Below are 14466 nucleotides of genomic sequence, written 5' to 3' on the forward strand. Positions count from 1 at the left end.
CGTAAGCCAAACTGAAAGTATTCGTTTCGTCTTTATTCAGGAAAATAATTATCGGACGACAAAGCCAGGCTCCCGGATTACTCAACAGAACGTTGTTGATTAAGGCAAACTACCGGGAGAGTGAAAGAAGCGCAACTTCATCATGAAATTTTGTGCTATTTATCCCGTGAGCCTCATTAAAGTGATTTATAAATAATCAACCGCGACGATTGTTTTTCCTCTTCCGCCGCGCTTGGCATCGTAAAGTGCCTTATCTGCGCTAATGAGTAGCGATGAGGTATCGCGCGGTTTTCCGCACACCTCCACCACGCCAGCGCTGAAAGAGAGGGTTAAGGATCGGCTGCCGACCTTAAGCGGCGTAAGCGAGAGCGCCTGGCGCAGCGCTATTGAGAGCTGCACCGCCGCGTCGCTGCGGGTTTTGGGCAGCAGCAGTAGAAACTCCTCGCCGCCAACCCGACCCAACGCCGAGCCCGGCGGCATCAGCGCCCGCAGGCAGTCGCAAAAATGGACCAGCGCGGCATCGCCCACCAGATGACCCCACTTGTCGTTAATCTGTTTGAAGAAATCCAGGTCGAGCATCATAACGGAGAAGTGGCTGTCGGCCTGCTCGCGTCGGCAGGCCTCCAGCGCTGCGCCAATCTGCTGCAGGATGGCAAAGCGGTTCAGGCAGCGCGTCAGATCGTCGGTGGTGGCCTTCATATGCAGCTGCTGCTCCGCTTTCTTACGCGCGGTAATATCGAGCCCGATATTAAGGATGGAGCCGTCCGGCAGGGAGATGTTCGACCAGAGGATCGTCAGCTGCACGCCGTCCCGCCGCACCGGGTGCCATTCGTACATGTCGTTCAGGGGCGTGGTATTGACCGACTCGCGCACCCGGCGGCGCACCTCAGGGTCAGGATAAAAGAGCGCCAGCGGATCGGAATGGGCGTTGATTTCCGCCATCGTCCAGCCAAATACCTTTTCGCACTCGGCATTCCATAATACGCAGCGGCTGTGCCGGTCAAACGAGTTCATCAGCACCGGTGCCCGTTCAAACAGCGTTTTATACTGGGTGATCACTCGCTGCATCTCTTTGGCCGTGCGCTCGCGGGCAACCAGCCCGGTCAGATAGTCCTTCAGCTTTTCAACCAGAATTACCACCACCTCTTTCAGCACGGTGATGCTCTCTTGCGGTTGCGTAAACCCGAGGAAGAAGTAGCCGTTGCACGGGTCATGTTGCGGGGACAATTTATACAGCACGCCGCACTGTAATTGCGTATGTCCCGGATGCGTGGGAGGGAATATCAGCGTGCCTGAATTTTCTTTCCAGCAGATTACCCGCCACGCCTGGTGATGACGCTGCAATAACGTGCTGGCGAGAAAGGCTTTAATTTCCGTTGGATAACAGGTTAATTCACCAGTACTGACAAACTGCTGCTGGCCTGCTTCATCCTCCATCATTACCCAACTGAGCTGGGCGCCAAAGGTATGATTAATCGTCTGCAGGAGATCCATTAAGGTCCGCTGCGACGATAGTTTTGGCATTAATTTAGCTAATGCGTGCAGGGCCCGTGCACTGTCATTTATATTCTCTCGATTTGCTTGCTTCATCGTTTTATTCGTAGCTCATTAACGAGATAAAAAATGTCGCAACGAATAAATCAGGGGTGCAGGGTAATTCAGTCAGCATCAATTAATGCGGCTGTAGGCCTGTCGAATAAGAACGCGTGTGTAAAATTAAAAGTACAGAAAAATAATAACCAGTTAAAACCTGATTTATTTATTACGGGCAAATTAAGTAACCGGATGAAGCATAATCTATAGCCCTGAGGCTGTAAATATTGTACATCGCCCCGTGGCCTGTACATGTTTTCTTATCTCAATGAATTATCAATGAAGTTATCGCGACTACGGCACTTAGCAGACTAAAGATATATTCTTTGGCGATATATCCACAGTTATATAGTGGTTAAAAAACGCTTTTTTCGTGCGTTTGCCCACTGGCGAATAAAAGAACAAGTGTGATATAGTTCACACATTCCGATGTAACACAAAACATCGTTTCATTTTGATGAGTCTGAGCTTGCCGATAGCCAGTTTGCCATGTCCGGGCAACGTCGCGCTATACCCGGCGGCGGTTATCTTTGAGGATCGTTTTATGGCAGCTATTACCACCGGTGTTGTCCTGGCACGCTGGGAGTTGTTGAGCGCTGTGCTGATGTTTCTGGCCAGCACGCTGAACATTCAGTTTAAAAAATCAGATTACGCGGCGCTGGCGGTGATCAGCACCTGTCTGGGGCTGGCGGCGGCATGCTGGTTTGCCACCGGCCTGCTGGGCATTACCCTGCTGGATATGGCTGCGGTCTGGAATAACGTAAAAACGATCATGGTAGAGGCGATGAGCCACACCCCGCCGGACTGGCCGATGATGTACACCTGATGCCTGCGGGCATTTACGCTGAATATAAAAACCCAGACGCTTGTCTGGGTTTTTTGTTTTTGCGAATCGCAGGTTCTGGCGATCAGAACGGGATATCGTCGTCGAAATCCATTGGCGGTTCGTTGGACTGCGCTGGCGCAGACGGCTGCTGCGGACGAGACTGCGCGCCGCCGCTGAACTGGTTGCCGCCCTGTGGCTGCTGAGGCTGACCCCAACCGCCCTGCTGCTGCTGGCCGCCACCTGCCGGTGCGCCGCCGCCCTGACGGCCACCCAGCATCTGCATGGTGCCGCCGACGTTGACCACCACTTCGGTGGTGTATTTTTCTGCGCCGGACTGATCGGTCCATTTACGGGTACGCAGCTGGCCTTCGATATAGACCTGAGAACCTTTACGCAGATACTCACCGGCCACCTCGGCCAGTTTGCCAAACAGCACAACGCGGTGCCATTCGGTCTGCTCTTTCATCTCACCGGTCGCTTTATCACGCCAGGATTCGGAAGTAGCCAGCGTAATGTTGGCCACTGCACCACCACTCGGCATATAGCGCACTTCCGGGTCCTGGCCCAGATTACCGACGAGAATCACCTTGTTTACGCCTCTGCTGGCCATGATCGTGTCTCCTGAAAACATTTCTGAATAGTGTAAGCGCGCGAGTGTACCATTTCCACGTGGTCTTCCGATAGTTGCGGAGCATCTTCCAGAGTTCTCACGAACTGTACATTGTTGCACACTTAATCAGAGTTTGCATTCCAATACTGTATATCCAGCCAGTTCAATTTGTGTCATAATTAGCCGTTTCTGCCGGTTGTCCTTCAAACAAACCAGGCATTCCGTGTATCTACCTACCGGGAAAGGTGAATGGATAAGATCGAAGTTCGGGGCGCCCGCACCCACAATCTCAAGAATATCAACCTCGTCATCCCTCGCGACAAACTGATCGTCGTGACCGGGCTGTCAGGCTCAGGCAAATCTTCTCTGGCTTTCGACACGCTGTATGCCGAAGGACAGCGTCGTTACGTTGAATCGCTCTCTGCTTATGCGCGTCAGTTCCTGTCGCTGATGGAAAAACCGGACGTCGACCATATCGAAGGGTTGTCGCCGGCTATCTCTATTGAGCAGAAGTCGACCTCCCATAACCCGCGTTCCACCGTCGGGACCATCACCGAAATCCATGACTACCTGCGTCTGCTGTATGCCCGCGTAGGCGAGCCGCGCTGCCCGGACCACGACGTCCCGCTGGCGGCGCAGACCGTCAGCCAGATGGTGGATAACGTGCTGGCGCAGCCGGAAGGCCGACGCCTGATGCTGCTTGCGCCAATCATTAAAGAGCGTAAGGGCGAGCACACCAAAACGCTGGAGAACCTGGCAAGCCAGGGTTATATCCGCGCCCGTATCGACGGTGAAGTGTGCGATCTCTCCGATCCGCCGAAGCTGGAGCTGCAAAAGAAACACACTATCGAGGTGGTGATCGACCGCTTCAAGGTGCGTGACGACATGACCCAGCGCCTGGCGGAGTCGTTCGAAACCGCGCTGGATCTCTCCGGCGGTACGGCGGTGGTCGCCGATATGGACGATCCGAAAGCGGAAGAGCTGCTCTTTTCCGCCAACTTCGCCTGCCCGATTTGCGGCTACAGCATGCGCGAGCTGGAACCACGTCTGTTCTCGTTCAACAACCCGGCGGGCGCCTGCCCGACCTGTGATGGCCTGGGCGTGCAGCAGTACTTCGATCCTGACCGGGTGATCCAGAACCCGGAACTGTCGCTGGCTGGCGGCGCGATCCGCGGCTGGGATAAGCGTAACTTCTACTATTTCCAGATGCTGAAGTCGCTGGCGGAACACTATAAGTTCGACGTCGAAGCGCCGTGGGGCAGCCTGAGCCCAACCGTGCACAAAGTGATCCTGTCCGGTTCCGGCAAAGAGAACATCGAGTTCAAATACATGAACGATCGCGGCGATACTTCGGTGCGCCGTCATCCGTTCGAAGGCGTGCTGCACAATATGGAGCGTCGTTACAAAGAGACGGAATCCAGCGCGGTGCGTGAAGAGCTGGCGAAGTTCATCAGCAACCGCTCCTGCGCCACCTGTGACGGCACCCGCCTGCGTCGCGAAGCGCGTCACGTGTATGTTGAAAACACGCCGCTGCCGACCATCTCAGACATGAGCATCGGCCACGCGATGGACTTCTTCAACAACCTGAAGCTCTCCGGCCAGCGGGCGAAAATCGCCGAGAAAGTGCTGAAAGAGATCGGCGATCGCCTCAAGTTCCTGGTCAACGTTGGCCTGAACTACCTGACGCTTTCCCGCTCCGCAGAGACGCTCTCCGGCGGCGAAGCCCAGCGTATCCGTCTGGCGAGCCAGATTGGTGCGGGTCTGGTGGGCGTCATGTACGTGCTGGATGAACCCTCTATCGGTCTGCACCAGCGCGACAACGAGCGCCTGCTCGGGACGCTGATCCACCTGCGTAACCTCGGCAACACGGTGATTGTGGTTGAGCACGATGAAGACGCCATCCGCGCGGCAGACCACGTGATCGACATCGGTCCGGGCGCTGGCGTCCACGGTGGTGAGGTGGTGGCGGAAGGGCCTCTGGACGCCATTATGGCGGTACCGGAATCCCTGACCGGCCAGTACATGAGCGGCAAGCGGAAGATTGAAGTGCCGAAACAGCGTGTCCCTGCTGACCCGGAAAAAGTGCTGAAACTGACCGGCGCGCGCGGCAACAACCTGAAAGACGTCACGCTCACCCTGCCGGTCGGCCTGTTCACCTGTATTACCGGGGTGTCGGGTTCCGGTAAATCAACGCTGATTAACGACACCCTGTTCCCGATTGCGCAGACTCAGCTTAACGGCGCAACCCTGGCTGAACCGGCGCCGTATCGCGAGATCCACGGCCTGGAGCATTTCGACAAGGTGATCGATATCGATCAGAGCCCGATTGGTCGCACCCCGCGCTCCAACCCGGCCACCTATACCGGCGTGTTTACGCCAGTACGTGAACTTTTTGCCGGCGTGCCGGAATCGCGTTCACGCGGCTATACGCCGGGCCGCTTCAGCTTTAACGTGCGCGGCGGACGCTGTGAAGCCTGTCAGGGCGATGGGGTGATCAAAGTTGAGATGCACTTCCTGCCGGATATCTACGTGCCGTGCGACCAGTGCAAAGGCAAGCGCTATAACCGCGAAACGCTGGAGATTAAGTACAAAGGCAAGACCATCCACGAAGTGCTGGATATGACCATCGAAGAAGCACGCGAGTTCTTTGATGCCGTTCCGGCGCTGGCGCGTAAGCTCCAGACCCTGATGGATGTCGGTCTGACCTACATTCGTCTGGGCCAGTCGGCGACCACGCTGTCGGGCGGGGAGGCGCAGCGCGTGAAGCTGGCGCGTGAGCTCTCCAAACGCGGCACCGGTCAGACGCTGTACATTCTGGATGAACCGACCACCGGTCTGCACTTTGCCGATATCCAGCAGTTGCTTGACGTACTGCACCAGCTGCGCGATCAGGGCAACACCATCGTGGTGATTGAGCATAACCTGGACGTGATTAAAACCGCGGACTGGATTGTCGATCTCGGCCCGGAAGGCGGCAGCGGTGGCGGCGAAATCCTGGTTTCCGGCACCCCGGAAACCGTCGCGCAGTGCGAAGCCTCGCACACCGCCCGCTTCCTTAAACCCCTTCTGAAGTAGTTACACTGACAGCTGCTGCCGGGTCATCTCCGGCAGCAGTTCTACCGCCTGCTTGTAAGACGCATCCACCAGATAGTAAATCTGCGAATCCGGAATCGACCCGTCCAGATAGACCGTGCTCCAGTGCGCTTTATTCAGGTGCTTGCTGGGACGCACGTCGTTGTGCTGCTGGCGCAGCAGATCCGCCAGTTCAGGGCTGGTTTTTAGCGAGGCCGCCGGACGCCCCTCCACATCTTTCACCATCGCAAACAGCACATCTGCGACCTTAATCTGGGTGGCCTTCCAGTCGCTGTGCACGCTTTGCTCCGCACCCGGCTTGTTCATGCAGTACTGAAGTATCTCCGAAATTGTCATCATTATTCCCCTTGTAGCGTGGCGATGATTTTGCGCGACCCGCCGTGGATACGATGTTCTCCCAGCCAGATCCCCTGCCAGGTGCCCAGCTGCACGCGCCCGTGATTCACCGGCAGCAGCAAAGAGACGCCCAGCATGGAGGATTTAATATGGGAAGGCATGTCGTCTGGCCCCTCGTCATCATGCTCCCAGCGGGCACTATCGGGAACGGATTTGAGAAAATGCTGTTCCATATCGGAACGGACGGTAGGATCGCAATTCTCATTAAGCGTGAGAGAGGCTGACGTGTGTTGCAGCAACAGATGCAGTAAACCGACGTTGATGCGGGGAAGATCGCGGATCTGTCCAATAACCTCGTCCGTCACCAGATGAAAACCGCGAGACCTGGCGCGCAGGGTCAGGGTTTGCTGATACCACATGTGCTGCTCCGTTTTGCAGGATAATCCTTCTAAGTGTGCAGCAATACGACGAAAGGTAAAACCCGTAGCGGGTAAATCTGCTTAAAAAGTGTTCTTTCCTGCGCCAAACAGGCACTCAGTATTCTGAATTAACGATCACCTCTTCCCCAAACGCCCCCGCCTGCGGCAGCGGTTTATACGTGGAGTTGGAGGCGCGCAGCACCCGAATGCCTCTCGCCCCGGCTTCGCGGGCGGCAGTAATGTCGCTATCCGCATCGCCGTAGTAAATCTTGATCTGTTTCTGTTCGATCCACGGGGTTTTGTTATTCTTGCCGGACTTCTCCCCGGCAAAAATCACCGGATTCATCTGCGCCGCAGGGATCAGAAAAGCCTGCTGCAGGGTTTTGGTGAGGGTTTCGGTTTTAGTGGGATGACGCCCGGTAATAAACCAGATGTTGTCGCCGCGCTTCAGATGAAGGGCAATCAGCGCCCGGGCCACCTCTTTGGGAATGCTGAACTCATCCCAGCCGTTGTTCATCTGCTGCCAGAAGGCCGGGTTTTTCAGGTAATCCTCGCTGTCCGGTGACCAGGTTTTTTACCCCGCCAGAAGCCGGGGCTGGAGAACAACACGGTGTCATCAATATCAAACCCCACCGACATGGGCGGGCGGCCCGTCAGGCTGTTCTCAATTTGCGCGATGGAAACCCAATGAATGGGGGCCTGCTCAGCCAGTCGGGCAACGGTCGTGCCGGGATATAACGGTGGAGGTGAAGAGGGACGAGCCGCGACCGGATGACTGAGCGAGAGCAATAAGCAGGCAGCGCTGAGCGCCAGTGTGATCTTGCGCATATTTTCCCCTGAATATTCAAACCGTTATTTTATTTTGAATGGATGGTCAAAACCTCATCGAAAATAACCGCTGAGGGAGGGGAATGAAAGAAGAATTTTTATCTAAGTCGCAATAAAAGAGGAGTATCACAACGCGCGGTTTGACCCATTACGGCCTCCTTCACTGAAGGAAGGAGGCCGTGAGTAAGTGCTTACATTACAGCAGCAAAGGCCTTCGCCACGCGCTGAACGTTGCTGCTGTTCAGGCCGGCAACGCACATACGCCCGCTGGCTATCAGATAGACGCCAAACTCCTCGCGCAGGCGATCCACCTGCTGCGCGCTGAAGCCGGTATAGCTGAACATGCCGCGCTGCTGCAGCAGGTAGTCGAAATTGTGCCCCGGAACGGCGTCCTTCAGCACATCCACCAGCGTCTGACGCATGGCCAGAATGCGGGTACGCATCGCTTCCACCTCTGCCAGCCACTCGGCTTTGAGTTCGTCATCGCCCAGTACGGTCGCCACCACCTGCGCACCAAAGTTTGGCGGGCTGGAGTAGATGCGGCGGACGGTGGCTTTCAGCTGGCCCAGCACGCGCCCGGCGGCTTCCTGATCTTCACAGACCACGGACAGGCCACCGACACGTTCGCCGTACAGCGAGAAAATTTTGGAGAAGGAGTTGCTGACCAGCGCCGGCAGGCCTGCGCTGGCGATGGCGCGAATGGCGTAGGCATCCTCTTCCATCCCGGCGCCAAAGCCCTGATAGGCGATGTCGAGGAACGGGATCAGGTTGCGGGCTTTCAGCACCTCGATAACCACATCCCACTGATCGTTAGTCAGGTCGGCCCCGGTCGGGTTATGGCAGCACGGATGGAGCAGCACAATGCTGCGCTCCGGCAGGGTGTTCAGTTTTTCCAGCAGCGCGGCCACGCGCACGCCGTTGGTCTGGTCGTCAAACCACGGATAGGTATTCACCGTGAAACCTGCGCCTTCAAAGATGGCAACATGGTTTTCCCAGGTCGGATCGCTTACCCAGACACCGGATTCCGGAAAATACTTGTGCAGGAAGTCGGCACCGACTTTCAGCGCACCGGAACCGCCCAGGGTCTGGATAGTGGCGACACGCTTCTGTGCCAGCACCGGATGGTCTGCACCAAACAGCAGCGGGGCAATGGTGTGACGGTAGCTGTTAAGCCCTTCCATCGGCAGATAGAGCGACGCGCCGTGTGGGGTGGCGTTCAGACGCGCTTCGGCCTTGGCCACCGCCTGCAGCTGCGGAATAATGCCCGCTTCGTTGTAGTAAAGACCGATGCTGAGGTTAACTTTATCGCTGCGCGGATCTTCTTTGAAACGCTCCATTAAGGAGAGGATGGGGTCGCCAGCATAGGCGTCGACTTTCTGGAACACGCGATGGTTCTCCGGATAATAATGAGGCAGGGAATTCAACAATAAACCGGAAGCGGCAGAAGATCGAGAGGATGTTAAGGAAGATGGGGTGTGGGCGACAGAACCTGCGGTGCGGTCTGTTTCCCCTCAGCCTGACCCTCTCCCCACAGGGGAGAGGGAACATAGCCATCAGTCGAGATAGTGCATCGCGACCCGCGACGTCAGTCGCGTGATAAGTTCGTAAGCACTTACTTTTGTGATTTCTGCAATCCGTTCGACGGGTAAACCTTCGCCCCACAGGGTCACCGGATCGCCCGCTTTCTCCTGCGCCTCTGGCCCGAGGTCAACGCAGATCATGTCCATCGCCACGCGCCCAACGATGGTAACTTCACGGCCATTCACCAGTACCGGGGTACCGGATGGCGCCGCGCGCGGGTAGCCGTCGCCGTAGCCCATCGCCACCACGCCCAGACGGGTGTCGCGCTCGCTGATCCAGGTTCCGCCGTAGCCGACCGGCTCCCCAGCTTTGTGCTCGCGCACCGCAATCAGGCTGGAAGTGAGCGACATCACCGGCTGAAAACCGAAATCAGGCCCCCAGGGTTTACCCTCCAGCGGCGAGACGCCATAGAGTATAATGCCCGGACGCGCCCAGTCGAAATGGGACTGCGGCCAGAGCAAAATGCCGCCGGATGCCGCGATAGAGCGCATCCCCGGCTTGCCTTCGCAGAAGGTGTTGAAGATATCGAGCTGCTGCTCGGTGGCACCGCATTCGGGCTCATCGGCGCGGGCAAAATGGCTGACGATATTGACCGGCTGACGAACGTTGTTGCACTGGCTCAAGCGCTGATAAAACGCCTCAGCCTGCTCCGGGCGCACGCCCAGACGGTGCATGCCGGTGTCGAGCTTCATCCACACGGTAACGGGCTCGCTGAGCGCCGCGTTTTCCAGCGCCTCGAGCTGCTCCATATTATGCACGGCGGTATGCAGCTGTTGCGCTGCAATGGTCGGCAGATCGGCGGCATTAAAGAAGCCTTCGAGCAGCAGGATCGGCTGGGTGATTCCCCCTTCGCGCAGGCGCAGGGCTTCTTCGAGACGGGCGACGCCAAAGGCGTCGGCATCGGGGAGCGTTCGCGCGGTCTCGATGAGACCGTGTCCGTAAGCGTTCGCTTTCACGACTGCAACCAATTTGCTGGCGGGAGCCAGTTCACGCAGGCGTTGCAGGTTGTGACGCAGAGCGCGGCGGTTAATGACTACAGTTGCCGCTTGCATTGCAATTCCTTGTTAAAAGAATGTCAGAGAGTTATTCGTCGTCGTACTGCGGGCCCGCATAATTATCAAAGCGCGACCACTGTCCGTTAAAGGTCAGACGCACCGTACCGATTGGGCCGTTACGCTGCTTACCGATAATAATTTCCGCGATACCTTTCAGGTCGCTGTTCTCGTGATAAACCTCGTCACGGTAGATGAACATGATCAAGTCGGCATCCTGCTCGATGGAGCCGGATTCACGCAGGTCGGAGTTGACCGGACGCTTGTCGGCGCGCTGTTCCAGGGAGCGGTTAAGCTGCGACAGCGCCACGACCGGCACCTGCAGCTCTTTCGCCAGCGCTTTCAGCGAGCGGGAGATTTCGGCGATCTCCAGCGTACGGTTGTCAGAGAGTGACGGGACGCGCATCAGCTGAAGGTAGTCGATCATGATAAGGCCAATACCGCCATGTTCACGGGCAATACGGCGCGCGCGGGAGCGCACTTCCGTTGGCGTCAGGCCAGAGGAGTCATCGATATAGATGTTCCGTTTTTCCAGCAGAATGCCCATGGTGCCGGAGATCCGCGCCCAGTCTTCGTCGTCCAGCTGGCCGGTACGGATCCGGGTCTGGTCCACGCGCGACAGCGAGGCCAGAGAACGCATCATGATCTGCTCGGAGGGCATCTCCAGACTAAAGATGAGTACCGGCTTATCCTGCAACATCGCCGCGTTTTCGACGAGGTTCATCGCAAATGTCGTTTTACCCATCGACGGACGCGCGGCGACGATAATCAGATCCGAGGGCTGCAAGCCGGAGGTCTTTTTATTCAGATCGTCATAGCCGGTGTTAACCCCAGTCACACCGTCGTGCGGCTGCTGGAACAGTTGCTCAATACGCGAAACGGTGGCGTCCAGCACTTCGGCGATGTTCTTCGGCCCTTCGTCCTTATTGGCACGGCTTTCGGCGATTTTAAACACCCGGGACTCGGCCAGGTCGAGCAGTTCGTCGCTGTTTCGGCCCTGGGGATCGAAACCGGCCTCGGCGATTTCGTTGGCAACGGAGATCATGTCGCGCACGACCGCACGTTCGCGCACGATATCGGCATAGGCGCTGATGTTCGCCGCACTTGGCGTGTTTTTCGACAGTTCAGCCAGATAGGCAAAGCCGCCGACTGACTCCAGTTGCCCCTGACGCTCCAGCGATTCCGCGAGCGTGATCAGGTCGATGGGGCTGCCGGATTCCTGCAGTCGCGCCATTTCGGTAAAGATATGGCGGTGCGGACGGGTATAGAAATCGTCGGTGACCACGCGCTCGGCGACGTCGTCCCAGCGCTCGTTATCCAGCATTAAACCGCCCAACACCGACTGTTCCGCTTCAATCGAGTGCGGCGGGACTTTTAACCCGGCTAACTGCGGATCGCGTTCGCGGGGTTCAGTCTGTTTGTTGAAGGGTTTGTTTCCTGCCATAGTGAATGGAGTTACCGAGATAGAGAGTGGGTCGAAAGATTACCATATTTTCTAATTCTAATGGAGGGAGCATGGCAACGCGTATTGAATTTCATAAGCACGGCGGCCCGGACGTCCTCAGGGCAGTAGAGTTCACTCCTGCCGCGCCTGGTGATAACGAAATCCAGGTCGAAAACAAAGCCATTGGTATTAACTATATCGACACCTACATCCGCAGCGGGCTCTATCCGCCCCCTGCTCTGCCAAGCGGTCTGGGCACCGAGGCGGCGGGCGTGGTGGTTAAAGTCGGCAGCGCGGTAAAACATATTAAAGAGGGCGATCGCGTGGTGTATGCGCAATCGGCTCTCGGGGCCTACAGCTCCGTTCACAACGTCCCGGCAGACAAAGCCGCGATCCTGCCCGGCGCCATCTCGTATGAGCAGGCAGCTGCTTCCTTCCTGAAGGGGCTGACGGTCTTCTACCTGCTGCGCAAAACCTACGAGATCAAACCTGACGAACAGTTCCTGTTCCACGCCGCCGCCGGTGGTGTGGGCCTGATCGCCTGCCAGTGGGCAAAAGCGCTGGGGGCAAAACTGATCGGTACGGTCGGCAATGCGCAAAAGGCCCAGCGGGCGCTGCAGGCGGGTGCCTGGCAGGTGATTAACTACCGCGAAGAGAGCATTGTCGAACGCGTGAAAGAGATCACCGGCGGCAAGAAGGTGCGCGTGGTGTATGACTCGGTGGGGAAAGACACCTGGGAAGCCTCGCTGGACTGTCTGCAACGCCGCGGGCTGATGGTCAGCTTCGGCAACGCCTCCGGCCCGGTGACCGGGGTGAACCTGGGCATTCTGAACCAGAAGGGTTCGCTGTTCGCCACCCGCCCTTCGCTGCAGGGCTACATCACCAACCACGACGAACTGGTTGAGGCCAGCAACGAGCTGTTCTCGCTGATTGCCAGCGGGGTGATAAAGGTGGATGTGGCAGAGGCGCAGAAGTATCCGCTGAGCGATGCCCAACGTGCGCATGAAGTGCTGGAGAGCCGGGCGACACAGGGGTCGAGTTTACTGATCCCCTAATAAGAAATTGGGCTTCCCGTAGGAAGCCCTTTTCTTTTCTTTTTTTGTTCGGCTGTATGTAGGGTACAGCTCGATGAATTCTTTAACGGCGGTCATAGTGACAGATTCGATAACTAAATCCTATTCTGTTCTAAGGAATGCTACCGTAAAAGTTGCAAGGATGTGACGAACCGCTCAATACCTTAGTAACGAAAACGGTTATTGCGCTGATAGCGTGGGAGTTTTGGCGATTTAATCGCCCGTATCGCCCACACCACCGCCACTGCCAGCAGCAGCCACGGCAACAGTTTCAGCATCAGGGCAAACAATCCCCCGATAAACATCACCACGGTGGCGACCACCAGTGCGGCAATGATCCCTAACAGCGAGACGCCGGTTGCCAACAGCATGACAAAAAATCCAATCACAAAAAGTAGTTCCAGCATGGCTCTCTCCCCAAATGCATCACAACGATACGCTGCTATGACCATTACAAGATCCATGCCAAAAATAAGATATTGATATGAAAGCAAAACGCCCGGCGATGCGGCGCCGGGCGTGGTGAATTTGACGAAGTTTTGGTGAAAATTATCGCTTGTCTGCCACCAGACGCAGCGCCTGCTCCAGCACCTCGATATCGGCACCCGCTTTATGGGCATTTTCACTCAGGTAACGTCGCCACTGGCGCGCGCCCGGTATACCCTGGAACAGGCCCAGCATATGGCGGGTGATATGGCCCAGATAGGTTCCGTTGCTCAGCTCGCGCTCGATGTAAGGGTACATCGCCCGTACCACCGCCACCGGATCGCGATCGGCAACATCCATACCAAAGATTTCACGGTCCACCGCCGCCAGCACGCCCGGATTCTGGTACGCCTCACGGCCCACCATCACGCCATCCATATGCTGCAGGTGCGCTTTCGCCTCTTCCAGCGACTTGATGCCGCCGTTAATGGACATCGTCAGCTGCGGGAAATCGCGCTTCAGCTGATAGACGCGCGGGTAGTCCAGAGGCGGGATCTCACGGTTCTCTTTCGGGCTCAGGCCAGAGAGCCAGGCTTTACGGGCATGAATGATAAACATCTCGCACTCGCCCTTCCCGGCCACCGTGCCGATGAAGTCACAGAGAAACTCGTAGCTGTCCTGGTCGTCGATGCCGATACGGGTTTTGACCGTCACCGGAATGGAGACCACGTCGCGCATCGCTTTCACGCAGTCGGCCACCAGCTGCGCATTACCCATCAGGCAGGCGCCAAACATGCCGTTCTGCACGCGGTCGGAAGGACAGCCGACGTTGAGGTTGATCTCGTCGTAACCCCGCTCCTCTGCCAGCTTCGCGCAGTGCGCCAGCGCGGCCGGATCGCTGCCGCCCAGCTGCAACGCCACCGGATGCTCCTCTTCGCTGTAGGCGAGATAGTCGCCCTTGCCATGAATAATTGCCCCGGTGGTCACCATCTCGGTATAGAGCAGGGTGTGGCGCGACAGCTGGCGCAGGAAGTAGCGGCAATGTCTGTCTGTCCAGTCGAGCATCGGCGCGATGGAAAAACGGTGGGCTGGGTAGATGGACGAGTTTTCTGACGACATGGCGAAGTTTTAAGCATCTGGTGAAAATGGGGCGCTACTATAGCACATACTTCGCCGGAGGCAGAG

General features: G+C 57.0%; 12 protein-coding genes and 1 pseudogene. 3 read left to right on the forward strand and 10 right to left on the reverse strand.

Going from position 1 to position 14466, the window contains the following annotated elements; genetic code table 11:
* Positions 1 to 186: 186 nt before the first annotated feature.
* On the reverse strand, positions 187 to 1590 hold the full coding sequence (locus tag K5I40_RS10535) for a sensor domain-containing diguanylate cyclase (protein ID WP_223074507.1): 1404 nt from the start codon (positions 1588 to 1590) through the stop codon (positions 187 to 189).
* A gap of 547 nt (positions 1591 to 2137) precedes the next feature.
* On the opposite strand from K5I40_RS10535, the gene K5I40_RS10540 reads away from it, so the two are divergent.
* Positions 2138 to 2419 carry a YjcB family protein gene (locus K5I40_RS10540; protein WP_039031948.1) on the forward strand — a complete coding sequence of 94 codons (282 nt, stop codon included), beginning with the start codon at positions 2138 to 2140 and terminating at the stop codon, positions 2417 to 2419.
* An 82-nt stretch (positions 2420 to 2501) separates the two neighbouring features.
* On the opposite strand, the gene ssb1 is transcribed toward K5I40_RS10540, so the two are convergent.
* The gene (ssb1, locus tag K5I40_RS10545; RefSeq protein WP_039031947.1) at positions 2502 to 3029 is read right to left on the reverse strand and encodes a single-stranded DNA-binding protein SSB1; all 528 of its coding nucleotides are present in this window, start codon (positions 3027 to 3029) and stop codon (positions 2502 to 2504) included.
* A gap of 249 nt (positions 3030 to 3278) precedes the next feature.
* Between ssb1 and uvrA the strand changes: the two genes are divergently transcribed.
* A complete protein-coding gene (gene uvrA / locus K5I40_RS10550) occupies positions 3279 to 6104 on the forward strand; it encodes an excinuclease ABC subunit UvrA (RefSeq protein WP_223074508.1) in 2826 nt (941 codons plus the stop codon).
* Here the strand turns inward: uvrA and K5I40_RS10555 are convergent, their stop codons facing one another.
* The 6 genes and pseudogenes from K5I40_RS10555 to dnaB form a co-directional block, all read right to left on the reverse strand.
* Positions 6105 to 6458 carry an MmcQ/YjbR family DNA-binding protein gene (locus K5I40_RS10555; protein ID WP_039031945.1) on the reverse strand — a complete coding sequence of 118 codons (354 nt, stop codon included), beginning with the start codon at positions 6456 to 6458 and terminating at the stop codon, positions 6105 to 6107.
* A 2-nt stretch (positions 6459 to 6460) separates the two neighbouring features.
* On the reverse strand, positions 6461 to 6877 hold the full coding sequence (locus tag K5I40_RS10560; RefSeq protein ID WP_223074509.1) for a secondary thiamine-phosphate synthase enzyme YjbQ: 417 nt from the start codon (positions 6875 to 6877) through the stop codon (positions 6461 to 6463).
* A gap of 115 nt (positions 6878 to 6992) precedes the next feature.
* A pseudogene (gene aphA, locus K5I40_RS10565) lies at positions 6993 to 7705 on the reverse strand (acid phosphatase AphA).
* Positions 7706 to 7896: 191 nt separating this feature from the next.
* Positions 7897 to 9090 carry an aromatic amino acid transaminase gene (gene tyrB, locus K5I40_RS10570; protein ID WP_223074510.1) on the reverse strand — a complete coding sequence of 398 codons (1194 nt, stop codon included), beginning with the start codon at positions 9088 to 9090 and terminating at the stop codon, positions 7897 to 7899.
* A 168-nt stretch (positions 9091 to 9258) separates the two neighbouring features.
* Entirely contained in the window at positions 9259 to 10338 is a 1080-nt protein-coding gene (gene alr, locus K5I40_RS10575; protein WP_223074511.1) for an alanine racemase, read from the reverse strand.
* Between the two features lie 31 nt (positions 10339 to 10369).
* Positions 10370 to 11782, reverse strand: a complete 1413-nt coding sequence (dnaB, locus tag K5I40_RS10580) for a replicative DNA helicase (RefSeq protein ID WP_223074512.1) — start codon at positions 11780 to 11782, stop codon at positions 10370 to 10372.
* A gap of 71 nt (positions 11783 to 11853) precedes the next feature.
* Here dnaB and K5I40_RS10585 point away from each other — a divergent pair, with 71 nt between their 5' ends.
* Positions 11854 to 12837 carry a quinone oxidoreductase gene (locus K5I40_RS10585; protein WP_039031940.1) on the forward strand — a complete coding sequence of 328 codons (984 nt, stop codon included), beginning with the start codon at positions 11854 to 11856 and terminating at the stop codon, positions 12835 to 12837.
* Positions 12838 to 13019: 182 nt separating this feature from the next.
* Here K5I40_RS10585 and pspG read toward each other — a convergent pair whose 3' ends face one another.
* Both pspG and dusA read right to left on the reverse strand, forming a co-directional pair.
* Positions 13020 to 13262, reverse strand: coding sequence for an envelope stress response protein PspG (gene pspG / locus K5I40_RS10590; protein WP_039031939.1), 243 nt, complete (start codon positions 13260 to 13262; stop codon positions 13020 to 13022).
* A 142-nt stretch (positions 13263 to 13404) separates the two neighbouring features.
* Positions 13405 to 14400: a tRNA dihydrouridine(20/20a) synthase DusA gene (gene dusA, locus K5I40_RS10595; protein WP_039031938.1), complete on the reverse strand. Its 996-nt coding sequence runs from the start codon at positions 14398 to 14400 to the stop codon at positions 13405 to 13407.
* Positions 14401 to 14466 lie beyond the last annotated feature (66 nt).

The sequence above is a fragment of the Leclercia sp. LTM14 genome, assembly GCF_023736175.1.
Classification (GTDB): domain Bacteria; phylum Pseudomonadota; class Gammaproteobacteria; order Enterobacterales; family Enterobacteriaceae; genus Enterobacter; species Enterobacter barmai.